The following is a 20,770-nucleotide window of genomic DNA, read 5'->3' on the forward strand; positions in this document are numbered from 1 at the left end:
GTGAGCAGCCCATCCCCGAACCTCGACGCCAACCTCGCCGTCGCCCTCGACGCCCTGCTGACCGAGCAGAGCGTCACCCGAGCCGCCGCGCGCCTGCAGACCTCCCCCGCGGCGATGAGCCGCACCCTGGCCCGGCTGCGCCGGGTGCTCCAGGACCCGTTACTGGTCCGGGCAGGACAGGCGATGGTGCCTACACCCCGCGCCGAGGCGCTGCGGGACGAGGCCGCCGCGGTGGTGCGCCGGCTGGAGGCATTGCTCACCCCGAGCGGCGGCATCGACCCCGCCGCACTGCGGCGCATCTTCACCGTCCAGGCCTCAGACCTGGTCGGCGCGGCGCTGGCCCCGGGCCTGCTCGGGCTCGCCCGGCGCCAGGCGCCGGGCGTCTCGCTGCGGGTGCTGGCCGAGGAGTGGGAGGCAGGCCCCGCGCTGCGCGAGGGCCGGATCGATCTGGAGATCGGGGCCATCGACCACGTCGATCCGGAGACCCGGGTCGAAGAGCTGATCACGCTGCGGATGGCGGCCGGCGTCAGGGCCGGGCACCCGCTCGCCGAAGGAACTCTGACGCCCGTCAGGCTGGCCGCGGCCGAGCACGTGGCGGTCAGCCGCCGGGGACGTTTCACCGGCCCGCTGGACGCGGCCTTGGCCGAGCAAGGGCTCAGCCGGCGGGTCAGCGCCGTCCTGCCCGGACATCTGGCGGCAATGGCGCTGGCTGCAGTCGGCGACGTGGTCTGCCTGGTGCCGACCGCGCTGCCGGGTGAGCCCCCTTCACCACTCAGCGGCGCGGCGCACGCGCTGGGACTACGCCTGCTGGAAATCCCGCTGCCGTTGCCCCCACTGACGATCGGCATGGCCTGGCACCCACGCCACACCGCCGACGGGGCCCACCAGTGGCTGCGTGGCGCCGTGCGGCGGGTACTCCGTCCGGCCCGGGAGGAATAGCCCACGGGGCGGTCCGCGCATACCCGGGCGCCCGGACACAGGCCCGACCCCGGCTGCGGCCAGAAGCCCTGGGTTGTCGAAGCCGCGGCAGACGACTTCGACAACCCAGGGCGGGTGCCACTACCGCTCGGACCCGCTGCTCCACCACCCGACGCGGCCGCGGCTGCCTCAACTCCGCGTGTCTGGAGAAGCTCGCGGCCGAACGGCTGCCGGCTCATTCAAGCCCTGAGTCACACGGCTGTTCGAGGATCGGCCCAACCTCCGTCATCGGCACGCAGGACATGCCCAGCGCCGACGGACTCCGACCCCTACAGGCCGCATGCTCTTCGGTGACGCCGGTGAACGCGAGATCGAACCTTTTGCCTCCGGGCTGGATCAGATGTGGGTGACCAACGCGTTTTGGTGGAGTCAGCCGAGTCGGAGGCTATTCGTGGACTATGTCATCGCGATGATCGCGGCGTGCGCCGCATTCGCCGGGGGCGTCGCCTTTGTGGTCACGCGTCGTGATCTAGGGGGTGGAGGTAGGACGGTGGTTCCTCTGGCCTGCGCCCTCCTTGTGGGCGCCACCTGCCTTTTTGTCCCCTTTCTCCCTGTGTTCGCCTTCTTGGGGACCGTGGTGGCCTATCTGATCGTGCGGCGCTTGTTCTCGGCCCGGCTGGCGCTTGCTGCCTCGGGGGTCCTTCTTCTAGGCGGGTGCTCGTTCTCCGTGCTGCTCATGATGGCCGCCCTGGAGAGCATGTGATGCACCTTCGGAGCCAGTCGGCTGACCGGGCTACGAGCGCTGCACCTGAGCCATGCGGACGCCGGCGGTGACCACCGCGTCATCTAGCCAGTTGAAGCGGCCAGGGGTCGAATGCCAGGATCTTCATCCCTGTTTCCCGATGAACTCGCGCAGCCAGTGGAAGCTCGCCTTCTCGGTGCGGGCCTGGGTTTCGTAGTCGACGTGGACGAGCCCGAAACGGGCGGCGTACCCGCGGGCCCACTCGAAGTTGTCCAGCAGCGACCAGCAGAAGTAGCCGCGCACGTCCACACCGTCGGTCATCGCGGCGCGGATGGCGGCCAGGTGGTCGCGCAGGAAGTCGACGCGACCGGTGTCGTCGAGAGTCCCGTCGTCGCCGTAGCCGTTCTCGGTGATGAAGATCGGCGGGAGCGCGGGGTAGCGCCGGGCCAGGCCGAGGAGAGTCTGGTGGAGCCCTTGCGGCTCCATCGGCCAGCCCAGCCCGCTGGTCGCCGCGCCGTCCGGGATGACGCTGCGCACCCCGAGGTCGAAGGCGGAGCGCAGCGCGGGATCCGCCTGCTCGTACGGCGCCGCGGCAGCGTGGATGCGGTAGTAGTAGTTGACGCCCAGGAAGTCCAGTGGAGCGCCGATGACCTCCAGGTCGCCCTCGCGGCGGAAGGAGAAGTCGCTGATCGCGCCGAAGGTCTCCACCATGTCGGACGCGTAGGCGCCGAGCAGCAGCGGGTCGGTGAACTGGCGGTTGACCAGCAGGTCCATCTTGCGTGCCGCGTCGGCGTCGGCCGCCGAGCCGGTCGCGGGCACCGTGGGCGACATGTTGAGCGTGATGCCGACCTGCTGTCCCGGCCGTGCCCGCGCCCGCAGCCTGGCCGCCGCGAGGCCGTGGCCCACCAGGAGGTGGTGGGCGGCGGCGAGCGCGCCGTGACCCTCGCGTGCGCCGGGTGCGTGACGGCCTTCGGCGTAGCCGACGATGGACGAGCAGTACGGCTCGTTCAGTGTGATCCACTGTGACACCGTGTCGCCCAGCGCCTCATGCGCGACCTCGGCGTAGTCGGCGAAGCGCTCGGCGGTGTCGCGGTCGCGCCAGCCGCCGCGGTCCTCCAGCGCCTGGGGCAGGTCCCAGTGGTAGAGGGTGACGTACGGCTCGATGCCGCGCTCGCGCAGAGTGCCCGCGAGCCGCCGGTAGAAGTCGAGGCCGCGCTGGTTCACCCGGCCGTCGCCGTCGGGCATGATTCTGGGCCAGGCCAGCGAGAAGCGGTAGGCGCCGGCGCCGAGCCGGTCCATCAGCTCCACGTCCTCCCGCCAGCGGTGGTAGTGGTCGCAGGCGTGCTCACCGCTGTGGCCCATGGCCACCGCGCCGGGGATGCGGCAGAACGTGTCCCAGATCGAGGGCCCGCGCCCGTCGGCGTCCACGGCGCCCTCGATCTGGTACGCGGCGGTGGCCGTCCCCCAGACGAACCCAGGGGGAAAGGCCTTATGTTCCTGGGTCATCCCTTGATCGCTCCTGACATGATTCCCCCAATGATCTGACGGCCCAGCGCGGCGAAGACCGCCACGACCGGCACGATGGCGAGCACGGTGCCGGTGAGCACGAGCGCGTAGTCGGTGGTGTAGCCGCTGGCCAGGCTGGAAAGCGCGCGCTGGACGGTCGGGTTCTCCGGCGTGAGGACGACCAGCGGCCAGAAGAAGTCGTTCCAGGCATGCATGAAGGTGAACAGGCCGAGCACGGCGGCGGCCGGGCGGGCGGCGGGCAGCACGACGTGCCAGAACAGCCGGAGCGTGCTGCACCCGTCGATACGACCGGCCTCCAGCAGCTCGTCGGGGATGGCGCTGGAGAGGTACTGGGTCATGAGGAACACCCCGAACGCGGTGACGAGGCCGGGCACGATCACCGCCTCGAGCCTGCCGGTCCAGCCGAACTCCGCCATGAGGATGTACAGCGGGATGATGCCGAGCTGCTGCGGCACGGTGGTGGTGGCGATGGCCACGAGGAGCAGGACGTTGCGCCCGCGGAAGCGCAGCTTGGCGAAGGCGAAGCCGGCCAGCGTGGAGAAGAAGACGACCGAGACGGTGACCGAGCCTGACACGAGGACGGAGTTGAGCATCGCCAGGCCGAACGGGGTGGTGTCGAAGACCCGGGCGATGTTCTCGAACAGGTGACCGCCGGGGGTGAGGACCGGCGGCACGCTGGCGATGGCGTCGTTGTCATGGGAGGCCACGATCAGCGACCAGTAGATGGGGAACAGCGACCCGAGCAGCACGGCGACGAGCGCGGCGTAGGTCCAGAACCCGGCTCCCCGGGGGTTCAAGCGGCGTCGGACCGCGGTGGCGGTTGCCATGTCAGCTGCTCCTGATCCTGCGCGTGATGGCGAAGTTGACGAGCGCCATGACCACGATGATCATGCAGAGGGTCCAGGCGATCGCCGAGGCGTAGCCGAACTCGTACATGCTGAAGCCCTGCTCGTAGAGGTAGAGGCCGACGGTCTGGAACTGGCGGTCCGAACCGCCGGTCGGGTTGCCGGTGCCGGCCTGGAACAGCAGCGGCTCGGCGATGATCTGGAAGCCGCCAATGGTGGACACGACGGCGGTGAAGATGATCGTGGGACGGAGCATCGGCACGGTGATCTTCCGGAACTGGGCGAACTGGCTCGCGCCGTCCAGCCGGGCCGCCTCGTACAGGAACTCGGGGATGGTCTGCATGGCGGCCAGGTAGATGAGGGCGTTGTAGCCGGTCCACCGCCAGATGACGATCATCGAGATCGCGACATGCGAGGAGAGCGTACCGGCCTGCCAGTCGACGGGGTCCAGGCCCACCAGGCCGAGGGCCCAGTTGACCAAGCCGAAGTCGCGGCCGAAGAGCTGGGCGAAGATGATCGTGACCGCGACGATCGAGGTCACGTTGGGCAGCAGAACGCCCATCCGGAACAGAGTGCGGGCGCGCAGCCTGCGGTTGAGCATGTGCGCGATGAACAGCGCGGCCAGCAGCTGCGGCACGGTGGACAACAGCCAGATGCTGACGGTGTTGAACAGCGCGTTCCAGAAGTAGTCGTCGGCCAGCAGTTCGGCGTAGTTGGCCAGCCCCACCCATTCGCGGTTCGGGTCCAGCAGGTTCCAGTCGGTGAGCGAGACGTACGCGGTGTACAGCAGCGGGAACATGCCCAACACGCCGAACAGCAGGAAGAACGGGGCAATGTAGAGGTACGGCGAGCCCTTGACGTCGAGCTGGTAGGCCCAGCGGCGCCGGGGCCGCGATCTTGCGGAGGTCATGGTCGGCTCCTCGGGGAAGGGTGGCGACGGCGGGGCCCCTGACCGCCCGCCGTCGCCCGGCTCTCACGGATCGATGCGCGTCACTTGCTGATGCGCTCGACGTCCCCGAGCATCTGCGTCCACGCCTCGGCGGCGTCCTGCTTGCCCTCCTCCACGCGGTTGATCGCGTCGCGGATGGCGGTCTGGATGTCGCCGGCCCTGGGGCCCTGATACTGCGGCTTGAGGTTGCGGGCGGCGGTGGTGAAGATCTGCCCGATCGGCGCGTCGTTGAAGAACTCGTGCTTGAGCCCGGTCACCTCGGGCTTGTCGTAGGTGGCGACGGTGGAGGGCAGGATGCCGTGCTTGGTGAACACCTCGATCTGCTGTTCGGGCGCTGTCAGCCAGGCGATCAGCTCCACGGCCTCCTTCACGTGCTTGCCCTGGGCGGGGACGGTCAGGTAGGAGCCGCCCCAGTTGCCGCCACCACCGGGGATGGCGGCCACGTCCCACTGCCCGGCGAAGGCCTTGGCCTGGTCCTGGATCTTGGCGAGCATCCAGGCGGGGCAGGCGATGGTGGCGAACTGGCCCTTGGCGAAGCCCGTGTTCCAGGCGGGCGAGCTGCCGACGAGCTTGGCCGACTCACCGTCGGCCACGGCCTTGAGCACCTGGTCGTAGGCGGCGCGGACGGCCGGGTTGGTGGCGACCACGACTTGGTCCTGGCTGTCGTAGTAGCCGGTCTCGGCCTGGCCGATCATCGCATTGAACACCTGGGGGCCGCCGTCGAAGAACGCGGTGCCTACGGGCTTCTTGGCGGTGTAGCGCTTGCCGGCCTCGAAGTACGACGTCCAGTCGGGCCAGAGCTTGGAGACCTCGTCACGGTCGGTGGGCAGCCCGGCCTTCTCGAACAGGTCGCGGCGGTAGCACATGGCCAGGCCGCCGACGTCGGTGCCGTAGCCGATCTGGGCCCCCGACTTGGCCACCGACGCCTCCCACTTCCACGGCAGCCAGCGGTCCTTGAGCTGGTCGGCGCCGTGCTGGCGCAGGTCGATGAAGTGCTGGGGCTGGCTCCTGAATTGGGCGACGAAGCCGGTGTCGATCGCCTCGATGTCGGCGGTGCCGCTGCCGGTGGCCAGGTGCGCCGCGAGGTTGCGGTGGTGGTCGTTGTACGCCGATGTCCTCTCGACGATCTTGATATTGGGGTGGGCGGCCTCGTACTTGGCGTAGAGCTCCTTGAAGCCCATGTTCCCGAACAGGTTGAGGGTTAAAGTGATCTTGCCCTCGGCCGGCGTGGAGCCGGTGGAGGTGGAGCCGCCGCAACCGGCGGCGAGCATGCCGATGGCCAGCACTCCGGCGGCGAGACGGATTCGTCCAGCAGACACCTGGGACTCCTTCGAAGGGAGAGAAAGGGTGACTGCGAGATGCGATGAGAAGGCCGAGCCCCGCGGCAACGGTGCGGCATCGGCCTGTCAGTGGCATATCCCATAGAAAGCCACCATCCTCTGTCAAGTCACAGAAACGTCACGCAGCGGAAATCTGCGGTGTTGGGTTGACATGGTGCGAGCTCTCCCATATCTTCCATGCAACCGGTTACATGAAACCGGTTTCAGCGAGATGCGATAACGTACGTCCGTGGCAACGATTCGAGAGCTGGCGCGCCTTTGCGGGGTGTCGCCGGCGACTGTCTCCCGCGTGTTCAACAACCCTGAGGTGGTGAACGCTCAGACCCGCGAGCTCATTCTCAGCACCGCGACACGTATCGGATACCTGCCCAACGAGTCGGCCCGCACCCTGGCCACCAAGAGGTCCCACATGGTCGGCCTGATCTGGGACACCGACCACCGCCGCCCCGGCTGGCGGCACCCGTTCTTCCAGGAGATCCTCATCGGGCTGAAGACCGCGCTGAGCGAGCGCGGCTACCACCTGCTCATGCTCGCCACCAGCGAGGACGGCACGCCCGACAGCTATCTCCGCGCCGTGCGCAGGCACAACCTCGACGGCGTGGTCTTCATAGACAACGGCAGAGCCGACCCCTCGCTCCAGTCGCTGGCAGGGTCGGAGGTGCCGTGCGTCTCCCTCGACCGGCCCGTCCAGGGACCGTGGACCACCTACGTGACCTCCGACAACGTGGGCGGGGCGCGCGAGGCGGTCCGCCACTTGCACGCGACCGGGCGCCGGGTCATCGCCACCATCACCGGCCCGGTCCGCACCAGGCCGGGCGCGGAGCGGCTGCGCGGCTACCTGGAGGAGTTGGCCGCCCTCGGCCTGCCACACCGGCCGGAGCTGGTCGTCGAGGGCGACTTCTACTTGTCCGGTGGTTATGCCGCGATGCGTACCCTGCTGGAGCTGGAGGAGCCGCCGGACGCGGTGTTTGCGGCAGGCGACGAGATGGCGATCGGCGCACTGCGGGCCGTGGCAGAGGCGGGATTGAAGGTGCCCGAGGATCTCGCGCTGGTCGGGTTCGACGACATCGACCTGGCCGCGCTGGTGCCGCCGGGACTGACGACGCTGGCCCAAGACAAGGCGGGCTTCGGTACGGCGGCGGCCGCGGCGGTCATCACGATGATCAACGAAGGCGTCAGCCCTCCCCCACTGATCCTGCCCACCCCGCTGGTCGTCCGCGGCTCCACCGGGTAGATCTGAAGGGTGTGCCGCTCGAATATTGAGTTACCTGTCCTGAGCTGCGGTTAAGCGGCGTGCTGGTATTCGCTCGCGGCGTCCGCGGCAGCGTTGTGACCAGTCGCAGTCCTTCAGCTCGAAGACCTGTGGGTGCCGACATCACGGTCACTCGAAGAGACCGGCTCGGTGGTCTACTACACGAATACGCCCAGGTCGTATGAGATGACACGATATTCGGCACCCACAAGGTAGACGATGCCGCCCTCGGACAGCTCCAGCTTCTGTTGCTGCTCGGGCTGGGCCAGGTACGGGATGCTCATGATGTTCTTCCTCAGGTCAGGAAAGCGATCAGTTGCTGGGCGAAGTCTTCGGGGCGTTCGTCGGGGACGAAGTGCCCGCTGTCCTTGATGACCGCCGCGGACAGGTGTGGTGCGATCGGGCGCAGGGCCTCGGCCAGCCGGTTGCCCGCGTTGTGCTCGCCGCCGACGGCCAGGGCCGGCATCGGCAGGCCCACCTCGTGACTCTCTGACGGGTTCCCGAGTGCCCGGATGGCTGGGCCGGGCACATCCGGAGGTTTGCGCGTTTGCGCGGGTTTCGCAATCCATATCGCGCGGGCGCGACGTCCCAAGGCGGCCCTGTCCAACCCCCGGAAACACCAGAGCAAAATAGAGTGTCCATTTTATTATCCATTTTCTGCTCATTTTCCGCCCGAGGCCTCGATGTGGCCGGGATCACACAATTAGGCATGAAACTGCGAGGGTTGCCCTGCATCAAATCCCACATAATGAAAATGCTTCACTCAATCCCAAGGCGAAGGCAAAAGGGAAAATACCGCTGCACTTTCCGCGCCCGTGCGACGAAGGTCGTCGACATGCGGCCCCGAGGTAGAGGAGAAGGAAGGCATCAAATGAGGAAGACCCTGATCGCCGGCGTGATCGCGGCGGCATGCGCGACGGCCGCCCTGGTCGGCGCGGCACCGGCGCAGGCGAAGGCGACGGCCTGGGCCGAGTGCTACGAGGGATATGTCTGCCTGTATGGCGACACCAACGGCGAGGGACGTTACCTAAACACAGCGGGGCCCACCCTCAGGAACGTCGGATCCCGGATGAACGACCTGACCAGCTCCATCTGGAACCGCACCTCGTACACGGTTTGTTTCTACGAACACGCGGACACCTGGGGAAGGGAACTCGTCAGGCTTGGCCCTGGTGGGTGGACGGCCAATGTCGGAAGCGCCGCCAACGACAAGATCACCTCTTACACGTTCTGCTGACGAGCCGACCGTCATTGCTTACCGGAGGGATGATGGCTACATCTCGGTCGCGTTACTGGACCGCGCGGCCCGCGAGCACCGGGTGATCTTGATCGGACCGGTCCCCAAGAACAACTCCAGGCAGCACCGAGAGCAGGCCGGATTCTCCTTGGCGCTCTTCACCGTCGACTTCGATCGCCGCCAGGTGACCTGCCCAAACGGCAAGGTCAGCGGCAATTGGCTGGAGCCGCCCGTGCAGGCCCGTACTGCGTGGTCAAGTTCGACCGCCGCTACTGCGGCCCCTGCCCAGACCGGGATCAATGCTGACGGGCCGGCGACCGCCGGTCATGACCCGCATGACCGCGACCGGCTGGGCCACGGGCCGGTAAGATCGCCTGGAGGTCCGCATCCGCGGCCGGTGGGCAGGCCGTGCGAGATAGCCTGGGGCGACGTGAGATCGTCGTGAGGTGGCGGGGGTGAGTCGGTGACGGACTCTCGGGTGCCGGGCTCAGGCGCCCCGGGACGTATCGGTGAGCATCAGGTCGTGCGGCTGCTCGGCGAAGGCGGGCAGGGTGGGGTCTACCTGGCGGAGTCGCCCGCCGCGGAGCGAGTGGCGATCAAGGTGCTGCACGGGTGGCTCGCCGCCGATCCGGAGGTCCGGCGCCGGTTTCTGCGCGAGGCGAAGGTCGCCGCCAGCGTCGCGCCGTTCTGCACGGCGCGGGTGATCGGCACCGGGACGCTGGGCGAGCAGCCGTACATCGTCAGCGAGTACATCCCCGGCCCGTCGCTGGACGCCCTGGTACGCAGGGACGGGCCGCGCACCGGAGGCGGGCTGGACCGGCTGGCGATCAGTACGCTGACCGCCCTCGCCTCGATCCACCGCGCCGGGATCGTGCACCGCGACTTCAAGCCGGGCAACGTGATCCTCGGCCCCGAGGGGCCGGTCGTGATCGACTTCGGCATCGCCCGCACACTCGACGCCGTGACCACCACCAACCAGGTGACCGGCACCCCGGCGTACATGTCGCCGGAGCAGCTCAGCGACCAGCCGCTCACGCCCGCCTCGGACGTGTTCTCCTGGGCGAGCACGATGGTGTTCGCGGCGACCGGGCGCATGGCCTTCACCGGCGGCAGCATCCCGGCGGTCCTGCATGCCATCCTGCACAATCCGCCCGACCTGTCCGGGGTGCCCGAGCCGCTGCGCGCGATGGTGGCGGCCTGCCTGGCCAAGAACCCCGCCGACCGGCCGACCACCGAGCAGCTGCTGCGCGACCTCACCTCCGGCGACGGCGCCGTACGTCCCGGCGGCGGGGCCGAGCGCATGCTCGCCGACATGGCGCGGCCCGGCCTGCCGGCGGTGTCCATCGCGCCCTCGGCCCTGAACGGGACGATGGCGCGGCCCAGGCGCTCTCGCGGGCCGCTGCTCGCGGCCGGGGGCGTGCTGGTGGCGCTGGCCGTCGCCGCGGGCTTACTGCTCGTGCCCTCCTGGCTGGCCGGGGGCGAGGGCGGCGGTGAGATGGCCGCGGCCACCTCGCCCGCCGCAGCCACCTCGCCCGCCGCGGCCACCTCGTCCGCCGCGGCCCGGCCGGTGCTCGACCTCGCGGCGTACCCGACGGTCGACGCGGCCGACGGCTTCGACGGCGCCGCGCGCTACGACGGCTACCAGATCTACAGCGACGAGGTGATGCCGAGGATCAAGGCAGAGGGCGGCAAACTCACCGGCGAAGCTAAGGTCCCGTTCTTCGGCTGGTACGCCCTGCCCGGGGCACCGTCCTCCGGCGACACGGTCAGCATGATCACCCTGGGCGGGCTCGCGGGCACCGGCAAGCAGGAAGACAGCGTGTTCGTCGGCCGGGTCAAGGACGATTTCAACTACATCGGTGCCTGGTACAACCACACCCGCAAGGAGGCCGGCATCGACGTACTGGTCGACGGCAAGTGGCGCCACCCCCTCAACAGCGCCAGCCTGACACTCGCGCCCGGAGACCGCCTCGCCCTGGTGCTGTCGGGCGGCACCCAGGTCACCTCGTACGCCGAGACGGGCGGCGCCTGGCGCCGCTTGACCACCGTCAACCTCCACCTGAAGGCCACGCCGCAGGAGTGGACGCGGTGGCGCCACGGGTTCGGCCTGCGCGCCACGACCGGCACGATCACCCTGGACGCCGCCGAGGGGTACAGCGCCGCCGACTGATCCTCAGACCTTCACCGTGGTGATCGGCATGTCTGCGCCTGCCGAAAATTCCGAAGCTCGCGCGTAGAGCCTCCCGCCCGGTGTAGGAGGCGGTGATGGCGGTGATCTCCTCCGGCGGGAACGCGGCGGTCACATTCAACCGGCTGGCCCACAGGCGTGCTCGGTTCCGTCCAGGAGCAGTTCCGGCACTTCGGGTGTCATGAACAGGCCGAAGTGGAAGGAGCCGCCCGTGGCGTGGTTCATCCCCCGAGTGGGGGCCCATGATCGAAGGCGCCTGCCCCATCTGATCGCCGACAGATTCGGCCTGGCAGGAGCCAGATGGGGCCCAGCCGGCGCCGAAGCGGTATTGAAGCTACACGCCGTGACCGCCAACGGGTTGGCCCGGATGGCGCGGTGGGTGCGCCGGCCCAGGCGGGGTTCAAGTAGGGAACAACGACCGGGCATGAGAGCGAGGTTGCACCGGCCGCGTGAGGGGTGCCATCGGCGAGCGGCGGCTGGTCTGCCGATGGTCGGTGCCGGGCTGATCCGCGTCGGCGCGGCACCGGCGATCACATCTCGGTCTGCCGCTGTCAGGACCTAGCCCTGGCGCTCTTTGCCGGGCAGCGGGCGCCCTGTGCGGGCACGGTCAGCGAGATCAGGTAGTTGTCCATTGCAGCCGTGGTGCACTGGGTCATTCGGTAGATGCCGTGGCCCCAGCCCTCGTACGTGAGCAGGGTGGCCTTGGCGCCGAGCTGGCGGGCCACGTTGGCCGACCACTCGTACGGCGTGTCGGGGTCGTGCATGGAGGTGCCCACCAGCAGCGGAGCGCTACCCGTGTACCGCAGCCGGTGCTGCGGGTTGTTGACCCGCTTGCCCTGACAGATCGGCATGTCGCCCATCGGCTTCGGGTTGTACCGCATGTCCGGGGCCACCGCGTTGGAGCTGCGCATCACGTCGGCGTACTCGTTGAAGTTCCGGAGCGACAGGTTGAAGTCCTCGCAGAGGATCGCGGTGGGGAATTCGGCGAACTCATTTTCCACGGGCCCGTTGCCGGGAGGGTCCGGCATGTCATCCGGCACCGGCCCGCCGTCCAGGGCGAGGAGCACCTTGGCCTCCTGCCGCCAGTTGGGCTCGTTGAGGGCCACGCCCAGCCACAGCAGGTTGTGGGCGCTCACCGGGCGGTCGGGGTCGCCCGGCCAGTACAGCTCGCCGCGGTCCGCCTTCTGGAGCAGTCCTTTCCACAACGCCCGGACGTCGCGCCCGTGCAGGACGCAGTCGGTGTCCCGCTCGCACCAGGCGACGAACTCGTCGAAGGTGTCCTGGGCGGCGGCGGCCTCGGTCACCTGGAACGCCTTGACGTTCAGGCTGTGGTCCATGTTGCCGTCCAGCACCATGGCCCTGACCCGGTTCGGGAACAGCTCGGCGTACATCTGCTGGGCGAGCGTGCCGTAAGAGACACCGTACGAGGTCAGCTTGTCGTCGCCGAGCGCGGCGCGAATGGCGTCCATGTCACGCGCCACGTTGGCCGAGTCGAGGTGGTCGTACAGGGAGCCGGTGCGCTTGCGGCAGTCCGCGTGCAGCTTCTTGTTGAAGGCGACCCATTTGTCGTAGTCGGCCTGGCTGGTCATGACCGGGGACGGCATCTCGTTGTACACCGAAGCCGAGCAGTTCACGAAGCCACTGACCAAGACGCCCCGGGGATCGTAGCCGACGATGTCGAATCGCCGCTGGACGTCCTTGCTGAAGCCGGAGGAATGAAGCATGTCGAGCACGCCGGAGTTGCCGGGTCCGCCCGGGTTGATCAGCAGGGATCCGATCCGCGCGGAGGGGTCGGTGGCCCTGCGCCGAGCGAGGGCCAGGTCGACGGTGAGGCCGTTCGGCTTGGACCAGTCGATCGGTACCGTCAGCGTGCCGCACTCGACGGTGGGCTCCTCCTCGCACGGCGCCCAGACGATGCCGCGCTTGCCGACGGCATCGTCCTCTCCGTTTACCGTCACGATCCCGCAGGACACCGTGGCGGTTGACAACGTCGCCATCGCCACGAGGGCGATGGCGAGCGGAGAAGTTCTTCGTGGCACATTGCTCCTATCGTTGCTTGCCGGGCTGCTCACACGGCACGCGACCGGTCCTGACCTTGCTGCACTGACCGGCCGCGGGGGCAGGATCAGAGCCCGGTCGAAGCGCCGTCGATCCTCCTCGAACCGAGGAGCGCCCGCCCACGCCTCACCCCCGTGGCCGGGCCCTTTGACGCGCGCCTCTCCTTGATCACGGCCCCCGAATCCAACAGGCGGCGGCTCCACCGTTGACGCCAAGGCAGGAACACCCTTCACCGCATCGATGACCGATTGACAGTCCAATCGGTGCCCACTTCCTGATCACGCAAGACTGGCACCAGGTAACCCGTGGCCCATACCTCTTCACCTGGTCCGGCTTGTCCTCCAGCGGTTACGACCCGCCCTGGACAACTCGATCAGCCAAGGCTCCGATGCCGCCAGCCCCACCACGACCTGTCCCGCATCGTGCGGCAGCGGGCGGTCGAGGACCCGGACCTCATCTATCTGGACGGCCGTGAGTTCTACGGCGAGGCGGATTTCGCCGAGCTCCCGCTACCCGACCAACTCCACCCGGACGCCGCGTCCGTGCTGGGCATGTCCTGCGTGCCGATGACCTCGAATAGCCGTGTGACTGCCAGGGCTGAACAGTTCACATGCGGAGGGCTTGAGGCGGGCATCCCGTACCCGTCCCCTTCCGTTAAGGGCAGACGTTCTGGTACGGCGCTCCGCCCAGGTACCGCTCCCACTCGGTGGGCGACAGCGAGCGCCCGACCCGCGCGCACACCTCCTGCGCGACCCGTTCTCCGTCAATGGGAACCGCGTGGACGGCCCCCTCCACCCCGACGTACACGGCCGCCCCGTCGGCGCTGAATGCGAGCGACCATGGCTGGCCCTCCTGCAGCAGGTAGGAGCCGCCGAGCCGCCGCCTGGCCGCGACGTCCCAGAGCTGGAGCACGCCGCTCATCGAGGCGGTGGCGAGGGTCTTGCCGTCGGGTGAGAAGGCCAGGAAACCGACTGCTGCGGCGGCCCGGGGCAGGGCGGGACGCAGTGCCTTCGGCCCGTCGACGTTCCACAGCCCGACCCGCCCGGTGGTGCTCTCGTACGTGGCCAGGAGCCCTCCCTTGCTGATCGCGACCGCTTCGGTGGGCACGAACCCGGCGCCTACCGGCTTGCCGGTGCCGACGTCGATGAACCTGCCGCCGTCCGGCGACACGTACGCCGTGCCGTCCGGCAGTAACGGCCCGCCTCGGGAGCTCGTGTCGAACGAGCTCAGCACGCGCCCGTCGGCGGCGTCGAGCACCACTCCCTTGAACACCGGGACCCGCCCGTACATGACGGTCATCGCGAGCCGCCGCCCGTCCGGGGTGAAGTGCGCGTCGATGGGGGCGCCGTCTTTACCGGGCATCGGCACCGACCAGAGCTTCGCCCGGGCACGCATGTCCCAGAGCGTGACCGTGCGGTTGACGTCCATGACGGCCAGCTTCGTTCCGGAGAAGTCGGCGGGCACCGCGTTCTCCGTGTCGACGGGCAGGCGGCCGGTCTCCTTGTCCGCGCCCACGTCCCAGATCCGAAGCTGTTTGCCGGCTCTGACGACGGCCCACTTGCCGTCTCCACTGAGGTAGGGCAATCCCGGCACGTCCGTCGCCTGGGTGCGCGGCCGCAGGTCCAGGCTGACGACGGCGTCGTCCATGACGTACCGGAGCGTGACGCCGTTGGGGTCGAACGCGACGTCGGTCAGATCGCCCTCGGCGCGGTGGTCGAGCACCAGGTTCCGGCTGCGCAGGTCCCAGACCTGCACATCCCTTTTGAGGAAGGAGGCGAGGTACCGGCCGTCCGGGCTGAAGCGCAACTGGCCGTCGGTCCCGCAGGCGTGGCAGGACAGCGAGTCGCCGCGGGCGCGGCCCGAGTCGGCGTCGACGAGGGCGATGTCCGTGTTGTTGGCGCAGGCGAGCGTGGTGCCGTCCTGGCTGAACGCCACCTCCTTGGCATGATCCGCACAGGTGGGGAACGGCCGCTCCATCCGCCACCCGGGCAGAGCGATCTGGTCGAGGCGATCTCCCGGCAGCAACAGGCGCCTGCCCGCGGGATCCACGAGCGGACGGTTCACCGCCTTCTGCCCGCGGAGCTCGAAGACGCCCTTGCCGAACCGCTTGCCGGTCGAGACGTCGAGCAGGTAGTAGATGTCATGCATGCTGTACAGCACCGTGAGCGTGGTCTCGTGCTCGCCGAACACAGCGCTGTAGCCGAAGTGGGCCGGTGATGGAAGCGGCCGTTCGAGCAGCTTCCTGCCGGTCTTCAGGTCCCAGACACCGAGCCTCTCGGTAGTGGTCTCGGCCAGCAGCCGCCCGCTGCGGCTCAGCGCTGGTGGATACACGATGGTCCCGCTCAGAGTCATCCGGGGCCAGCTCGCCGTACGCCTGCCGGTGCGCACGTCGTACACGTTGACCCCGCCCTCGCTGGCGCTGACCAGCGTGCGGCCGTCGCGGCTGAGCAGCCGCCGCGCCACGCCCTTGACCGGTGGGTCACGGAAGACCGCCGTCTCCTGCTGCTGGAGTGAGGCCGTGAGGCTGGAGCGTGCCTCCGGCTGCGCCGGCGAGATCCGCCAGGCCGCCACGCTGAGCAGCATCGCCAGGGACGGATCGATGGTTCGCTGCCGGTCCGCCTCGGCGGCCGCCTGCTTGGCGGCCAGGATGTCGCGTTGCCGTGCCGTCTCCTGGCGCTGCCAGACGACCAGTCCGCCGGCCACGAGTGACACTGCCAGCAGCCCGGCGAGCGCGACCGTGGTCAGCGTCCTGCGCCTGACCCGCCGTCTGGTGAGGTGGGTGCCGGCGCGCAGGAAGTCGCGTTCGAACGGGGTCAGCGTGACGTGTCGGCGACCGGTCGCGGCCCAGCTCAGCGCCTGCTCCAGGCGGCTGCCCTGGAGCACGTCGGCGTCGCGCCTGCCGTTCTCGGCCCAGTGGCGGGCGGCGACGTTGACGCTGTTCAGCATGGCCAGACCGTCGCGGTCGGCGTCCACCCACATGCGCAGCCGCGGCCAGGCACGCAGTAGGCCGGGTCGCGACAGGGCCACCGTGCCGTGGCCGTTGGTGATCACGTACGAGAACGCGTCGAGCACCCGCCTGACCGCCGCCGACTCCCGCTCAGGGCGCCCCTCGAACAACTCGTCGTAGCCGGCTGACCGTCCGGCCTCGTGCCCATCCTCCCCCACGGCGACCAGCCGCAGGAACACCTCGGCCGTCACCTCCCGCTCCTCCGGGTCCAGCGACTCGTAGGTGTCCTCGGCGATCGTCCCCAGCGCGGGATCGCCCTGCTCCGGCCCGTGCACGCCCTGGGCGGTCCTGCTGCCCGCCGCCAGCAGCCCCTTGGTGTCGGCGCCGTTCCCGCTGACCAGCGCCAGCAGCAGGTCACGGGCCGCGGGACGGGCCGCCGGGTCCTTGTCCATGGCCGCCTCGACCAGCGGGGCCAGGCGTGGCGGCAGGGCGCTCAGGTCGGGTCGGTGCGACAGCACCCGGTGCATGACGGCGCCCAGGTTGTCGGCGGCGAACGGCTCGAGCCCCGTGGCGGCGAACACCATGATCGCGCCCCACGCGAACACGTCGGCCGGTGCGCCCGCCCGCTCCCCGATGAACACCTCGGGCGCCATGTACGCCGGCGTGCCCGACACCTCGCCGGTCTTGGTGAGCGACATGTCGAGCGTGCGTGCTATGCCGAAGTCGATCACCCGTGGGCCGTCGGGACCGAGCAGCACATTGTCCGGTTTGAGGTCACGGTGCACGACTCCCGCGTCGTGGATCGCCGTCAGCGCGGTGGCCACCGCCGTGGCCAGCCGATACAGGTCGTCACCGGTGAACCGGCGTCCGTCCCGCACGGCCCCACCCAGGCTCGGCCCCGGCACGTACTCGGAGACCAGATACGGCCTGCGCCCGTCCAGATCGGCGGCCAGCACGCGCGCCGTGCAGAACGACGACACCCGCCGCGCGGCCGTCGTCTCCTTCGCGAACCTGTCGCGGACCGCACGATCGTCGGCCGCGTGCAGCACCTTGACCGCGACCCGGTTGCCGTCGGCGTCGTAGGCGTCGTACACGACGCCCTGCCCGCCCGAACCGAGCCGTCCGGCGAGCCAGTAATTCCCGATGCGCTGGGGATCCCCCGCGCTCAGCGCTTCCATGGCGGGTTAGATGTCATTTTCTTCGCGAAGGTTGCCACAGTAAGGGATCCTGGCCCCGCCCTCCTCACATGACCCAGACAATCAACTTCGCGAAGAACATCCCCGAGGCGTACGACCACGACCAGTAGCGGCGGCGGATCGGCCCGCCGTGCCGCATCTGACCTTCGGGCGCGGCTCTCCTCCACACCGCCATGGCAGACCTGCCCAATGGCACCTACATCCGGACGCGATAACGGATCGTCTCCTCCCGGACACGACCATACGAAAGGCAAACCCCCATCATGACACCCTCTGTGAAGCTTGCCGTCATCTACTACTCCTCCACCGGGTTCAGCGCCCAGATCGCCAAGGACACAGCTCTTCCTTAGCGCTGATTCGGCACGCCCTGGTCGTCCGGGTCGAGCCGCGCCCAGACTTCGGCGAGATTGCGCAGGTGCTCGTCGTCGAGCCGGTCGAAGAAGAGCCTGCGCAGGTCGTTGTGCTGCTGGCGCCACGCCTTGCGCAGGAGCGCCCTGCCCTCCTTGGTCAGCACCGCCTCGAAACCACGGCCGTCATCGGCCGCCCGCCGCCTCTCGATCAGACCGCGCTGCTCCAGCCGGTCGGCGAGCCGGGTGAACCCGCCGGTGGACATCAGGCGCCGCTGGGCGAGCTCCGACATCCGCATGCCGTTCCGACCGGCCTCGCCCAGCAGTGCCAGCACGCTGTATTCGGCCATGGTCACCTGGAGAGGGGCGAGCCCGGCCTCGATCTCACGCCAGATCCGATCGTGGGTGAGCAGGAAACCCCGCCACGCCTGGTCCTCAAGCTCTCGCAGCCTCTCTGTCGCCATGAGCAGCACGGTATCGCCAGGTCAGCTCGAGAACCAACCGATGTGCCTGCCTGCACAGCAAGTCTTTCGGAACGAGGCCCTCGACGCCGCCTCCGCCGCAACGACGTCCGCCACCGTTTCGTCCTCGACATGTCCGACCTGAGCTGAGCGGGCAGGGCCACTGCGCTGATGGCGGGCATGAGCTCTGGCCCCACGTTGGACGGCTGTTGGCCCTACAGCTCGATCTCGGGTACCAAGGAGTTCGGATCAGTTCGCGCGCCCACCTTCTGGCGATCAAGGGGTGGGGCCGACACACAGCGAAAAGCCGGGCCGGTGAACGTCCGTACAACCACTGCGCCTCGTCCGCTGGGACGGGATCGAGCAGGCAAGTGCCGCGCTCCCGGCGCCAGCGGCCTCGGATGAAAAGTTACGATAACCGATATGTCTGTGGGGAAGCGCCAGAGTTCTGAGCCGCTGGGGCGGCGTCTGCTTGCGGCGAGGGAGCGGTCCTTTGTCGGGCGGGAGGAGGAGTTCGCCGCCTTCGAGGCGGCGCTGCGTACCGGTGGCCGGGTGCTGTTCGTGCATGGTGCGGGCGGTGTCGGGAAGTCGGCGTTGCTGCGGCGGTTCGCGCAGGAGGCGTCGGCGGCCGGGCGGCCCGTGACGATGCTGGACGGGCGCACGCTGGGCCCGTCTCCGGCGGCCTTCGAGTCCGCCGCCGACTCTGTGTTCGGCGATGAGGGCGCGGTGCTGCTCGTCGACACTTTCGAGCACATCCAGAGTCTGGAAGGCTGGTTGCGCGAGCGGTTCCTGCCCCGTATCCCGGTCGGTGCGCTGGTGGTGGTGGCCGGCCGTTTTCCTCCAGACCTGGTGTGGCAGGCCGATCCGGCCTGGTCGGGCACGCTGCAGGTCATGCCGCTGCGTGACCTGAATCCCGTAGACGCGGCGGCGCTGCTGGAAGCCCGTGGCGTGGCCGAGGAGGTACGTGAGCCGCTGCTGGGTTTCGCCGGCGGGCATCCGCTGGCCCTGTCGCTGGGCGCTGCGGTGGCAATCAAGGACGGGGGAGCGAGTTCCCGTTGGACGCCGACCCGGGATGTGGTCGCCACTCTGATCGATCAGTTGGTCGGTGAGGTGCCGAGCCTGGCGCACCGGCACGCGCTGGAGGTGTGCGCGCACACCTACGTCACCACAGAGGAGTTGTTGCGCGCGGTCCTGCCCGACGACGACGCGGCAGCCCTGTTCGCGTGGTTGCGGCGGCTGCCCTTCATGGAGTCCGGCCCGCTCGGGCTGTACCCGCACGATGTCGTACGCGAGATCCTCGAGGCGGATCTTAGCTGGCGCGACCTGCAGCGCCACACCGAATTGCAGCAGCGCGTCAACACCCATCTCATGGCCCAGATCCGCACCGTGGCCGACACCGACGTGCTGCGAGTCGTCGGCTCGATGTTCTATCTGCGCCGCCACCGCAGATCTCCGTCAGGGCGGGACTTTTGGCGTCAGGAGGACAATGTATATGAAGACGCCTTCCGGCCCGAGGACATCGAGACCGTGGTGGACATGGTCGCCGAGGTCGACTGCGAGGAGTCGGCAGCCGCTGTCGCCTTCTGGGCTGCCCGGCAACCGGAGGCATTCCACCTTTATCGGCATATATCCACCGGTGAGCTGGTCGGTGTCTGCACCTGGCCTCGCTTGGAACAGCCTGATGACGAGGAGGCAGCCGCGGACCCGATCGTCGCCGCCGCCTGGGCCTACGCCCGCGCGGTCGCCCCGCTGCGTCCGGGCGAGCACCTGGGTGTCGGGCGAATCTGGGTGCGCGAGCTGAACCAGGGCCTGTCATCGGTGATGGAGTGGCGCGGCGTGGGCCACTCCCTGCGCTCCGAGCGCATGGCCTGGTCGTTCATGGGCCTGCCCGTCGATGACCCCAGATGCGGCTACTACCGGCGTGACAGCCCGTACGAAGTGGATGAGCACACCTGGTTGGGAGACCGCGAGTACACCCTGTTCGCCCACGACTGGCGGGCCTTGCCCGCCCAGGTGTGGCTCGACCGGTTGCTGTCGGCCGACCTGCCAACGAACCCCTCCCCCGGACGGGAGCCTGAACTTAGGGTGCTGTCGCAGGCGGAGTTCACCGACGCTGTCCGCAAAGCCCTGCGGCACCTGTCACGCGCCTCCGAGCTGGCAGCCAATCCCCTCGTCCGCAGCAGGCTCGTCGCCGGCCACGCCGACCCCGCCCAGGCCCTGCGCCGACTCCTCGAACAGAGCATTGAAAACCTGGACCAGGACCCGCGCGCGAGCAAGCTCCACCGCGCCCTCGACGCCACCTACCTGCGCGGCGTGCCCACCCAGGAGGCTGCCGCCACACGCCTTGGCCTGCCCTTCACCACTTACCGCCGCCACCTGACCACCGGCATCGAACGCATCTGCGCCGACCTCTGGCATCGTGAGCTCTACGGGACCAATGAGAGTTGAGGCCATTGTTGCCGGAGGGCCACGCCATGCGGTTCGCACAGATGGACATGGCCCCAGGTACGGGGCGGCGACAGCGAGGATCCGCTCGTGGTCGAGATCGTCGGGGACGAGCCTCGCCTGGAGCGACATGGCGGCGGACTACCGTCTTGGTGCGGTCCTGGACGATCGACAATCGGCACCCCGCCGAAGCCGACCGAACGCCCGGCGGTGGCACTAGAAGAAGTTCGGCAGGTCCTGGCTGGTGGTGAAGCAGCAGAACGGCTCGCGCGAGTACGACAAGGTCATGTGAAAGCAGTAGACGGCGACGGCGGACAC

At 68.9% G+C, this 20,770-nt stretch carries 15 protein-coding genes and 1 pseudogene; 7 read left to right on the plus strand and 9 right to left on the minus strand.

What is annotated here, in order from left to right; translation table 11 throughout:
* Both ACQPWU_RS47335 and ACQPWU_RS47340 read left to right on the plus strand, forming a co-directional pair.
* On the plus strand, positions 1–939 hold the full coding sequence (locus ACQPWU_RS47335; RefSeq protein ID WP_433432695.1) for a LysR family transcriptional regulator: 939 nt from the start codon (positions 1–3) through the stop codon (positions 937–939).
* A gap of 319 nt (positions 940–1,258) precedes the next feature.
* Positions 1,259–1,681, plus strand: a complete 423-nt coding sequence (locus ACQPWU_RS47340) for a hypothetical protein (protein WP_433432697.1) — start codon at positions 1,259–1,261, stop codon at positions 1,679–1,681.
* Positions 1,682–1,804: 123 nt separating this feature from the next.
* On the opposite strand, the gene ACQPWU_RS47345 is transcribed toward ACQPWU_RS47340, so the two are convergent.
* The 4 genes from ACQPWU_RS47345 to ACQPWU_RS47360 all read right to left on the minus strand — a co-directional run bounded on the left by ACQPWU_RS47345 (position 1,805) and on the right by ACQPWU_RS47360 (position 6,162).
* The gene (locus ACQPWU_RS47345; RefSeq protein WP_433432699.1) at positions 1,805–3,166 is read right to left on the minus strand and encodes a GH1 family beta-glucosidase; all 1,362 of its coding nucleotides are present in this window, start codon (positions 3,164–3,166) and stop codon (positions 1,805–1,807) included.
* A complete protein-coding gene (locus tag ACQPWU_RS47350; protein WP_433432700.1) occupies positions 3,163–4,014 on the minus strand; it encodes a carbohydrate ABC transporter permease in 852 nt (283 codons plus the stop codon). Before ACQPWU_RS47350 ends, ACQPWU_RS47345 begins: the two co-directional genes overlap by 4 nt.
* Before the next feature lies 1 nt (position 4,015).
* Positions 4,016–4,942 (minus strand): carbohydrate ABC transporter permease, encoded by a 927-nt coding sequence (locus ACQPWU_RS47355; RefSeq protein ID WP_433432702.1) that lies wholly within the window; start codon positions 4,940–4,942, stop codon positions 4,016–4,018.
* An 80-nt stretch (positions 4,943–5,022) separates the two neighbouring features.
* Positions 5,023–6,162 carry an ABC transporter substrate-binding protein gene (locus ACQPWU_RS47360; RefSeq protein ID WP_433432704.1) on the minus strand — a complete coding sequence of 380 codons (1,140 nt, stop codon included), beginning with the start codon at positions 6,160–6,162 and terminating at the stop codon, positions 5,023–5,025.
* A gap of 388 nt (positions 6,163–6,550) precedes the next feature.
* On the opposite strand from ACQPWU_RS47360, the gene ACQPWU_RS47365 reads away from it, so the two are divergent.
* The gene (locus tag ACQPWU_RS47365) at positions 6,551–7,555 is read left to right on the plus strand and encodes a LacI family DNA-binding transcriptional regulator (RefSeq protein ID WP_433432706.1); all 1,005 of its coding nucleotides are present in this window, start codon (positions 6,551–6,553) and stop codon (positions 7,553–7,555) included.
* A gap of 176 nt (positions 7,556–7,731) precedes the next feature.
* Here ACQPWU_RS47365 and ACQPWU_RS47370 read toward each other — a convergent pair whose 3' ends face one another.
* Positions 7,732–7,857 (minus strand): hypothetical protein, encoded by a 126-nt coding sequence (locus ACQPWU_RS47370; RefSeq protein ID WP_433432708.1) that lies wholly within the window; start codon positions 7,855–7,857, stop codon positions 7,732–7,734.
* 11 nt (positions 7,858–7,868) lie between these two features.
* Complete coding sequence (locus ACQPWU_RS47375; protein ID WP_433432710.1) at positions 7,869–8,051, minus strand: alpha/beta fold hydrolase; 183 nt, start codon at positions 8,049–8,051, stop codon at positions 7,869–7,871.
* 393 nt (positions 8,052–8,444) lie between these two features.
* Here ACQPWU_RS47375 and ACQPWU_RS47380 point away from each other — a divergent pair, with 393 nt between their 5' ends.
* Both ACQPWU_RS47380 and ACQPWU_RS47385 read left to right on the plus strand, forming a co-directional pair.
* A complete protein-coding gene (locus ACQPWU_RS47380; RefSeq protein WP_433432712.1) occupies positions 8,445–8,810 on the plus strand; it encodes a peptidase inhibitor family I36 protein in 366 nt (121 codons plus the stop codon).
* A gap of 463 nt (positions 8,811–9,273) precedes the next feature.
* Complete coding sequence (locus tag ACQPWU_RS47385) at positions 9,274–10,980, plus strand: serine/threonine-protein kinase (protein ID WP_433432714.1); 1,707 nt, start codon at positions 9,274–9,276, stop codon at positions 10,978–10,980.
* Between the two features lie 569 nt (positions 10,981–11,549).
* On the opposite strand, the gene ACQPWU_RS47390 is transcribed toward ACQPWU_RS47385, so the two are convergent.
* Positions 11,550–12,956 (minus strand): alpha/beta fold hydrolase, encoded by a 1,407-nt coding sequence (locus ACQPWU_RS47390; RefSeq protein ID WP_433432715.1) that lies wholly within the window; start codon positions 12,954–12,956, stop codon positions 11,550–11,552.
* Positions 12,957–13,463: 507 nt separating this feature from the next.
* On the opposite strand from ACQPWU_RS47390, the pseudogene ACQPWU_RS47395 reads away from it, so the two are divergent.
* Positions 13,464–13,598: pseudogene (locus ACQPWU_RS47395) on the plus strand (lipase); the annotation flags it as partial.
* A 112-nt stretch (positions 13,599–13,710) separates the two neighbouring features.
* Here the strand turns inward: ACQPWU_RS47395 and ACQPWU_RS47400 are convergent.
* Both ACQPWU_RS47400 and ACQPWU_RS47405 read right to left on the minus strand, forming a co-directional pair.
* Positions 13,711–17,181: a protein kinase domain-containing protein gene (locus ACQPWU_RS47400; protein ID WP_433432717.1), complete on the minus strand. Its 3,471-nt coding sequence runs from the start codon at positions 17,179–17,181 to the stop codon at positions 13,711–13,713.
* A gap of 364 nt (positions 17,182–17,545) precedes the next feature.
* The gene (locus tag ACQPWU_RS47405; RefSeq protein ID WP_433432719.1) at positions 17,546–18,010 is read right to left on the minus strand and encodes a MarR family winged helix-turn-helix transcriptional regulator; all 465 of its coding nucleotides are present in this window, start codon (positions 18,008–18,010) and stop codon (positions 17,546–17,548) included.
* Positions 18,011–18,430: 420 nt separating this feature from the next.
* Here ACQPWU_RS47405 and ACQPWU_RS47410 point away from each other — a divergent pair, with 420 nt between their 5' ends.
* Positions 18,431–20,455 (plus strand): AAA family ATPase, encoded by a 2,025-nt coding sequence (locus tag ACQPWU_RS47410; protein ID WP_433432721.1) that lies wholly within the window; start codon positions 18,431–18,433, stop codon positions 20,453–20,455.
* Positions 20,456–20,770 lie beyond the last annotated feature (315 nt).

The organism is Nonomuraea sp. CA-141351, assembly GCF_050944675.1.
Lineage (GTDB): Bacteria > Actinomycetota > Actinomycetes > Streptosporangiales > Streptosporangiaceae > Nonomuraea.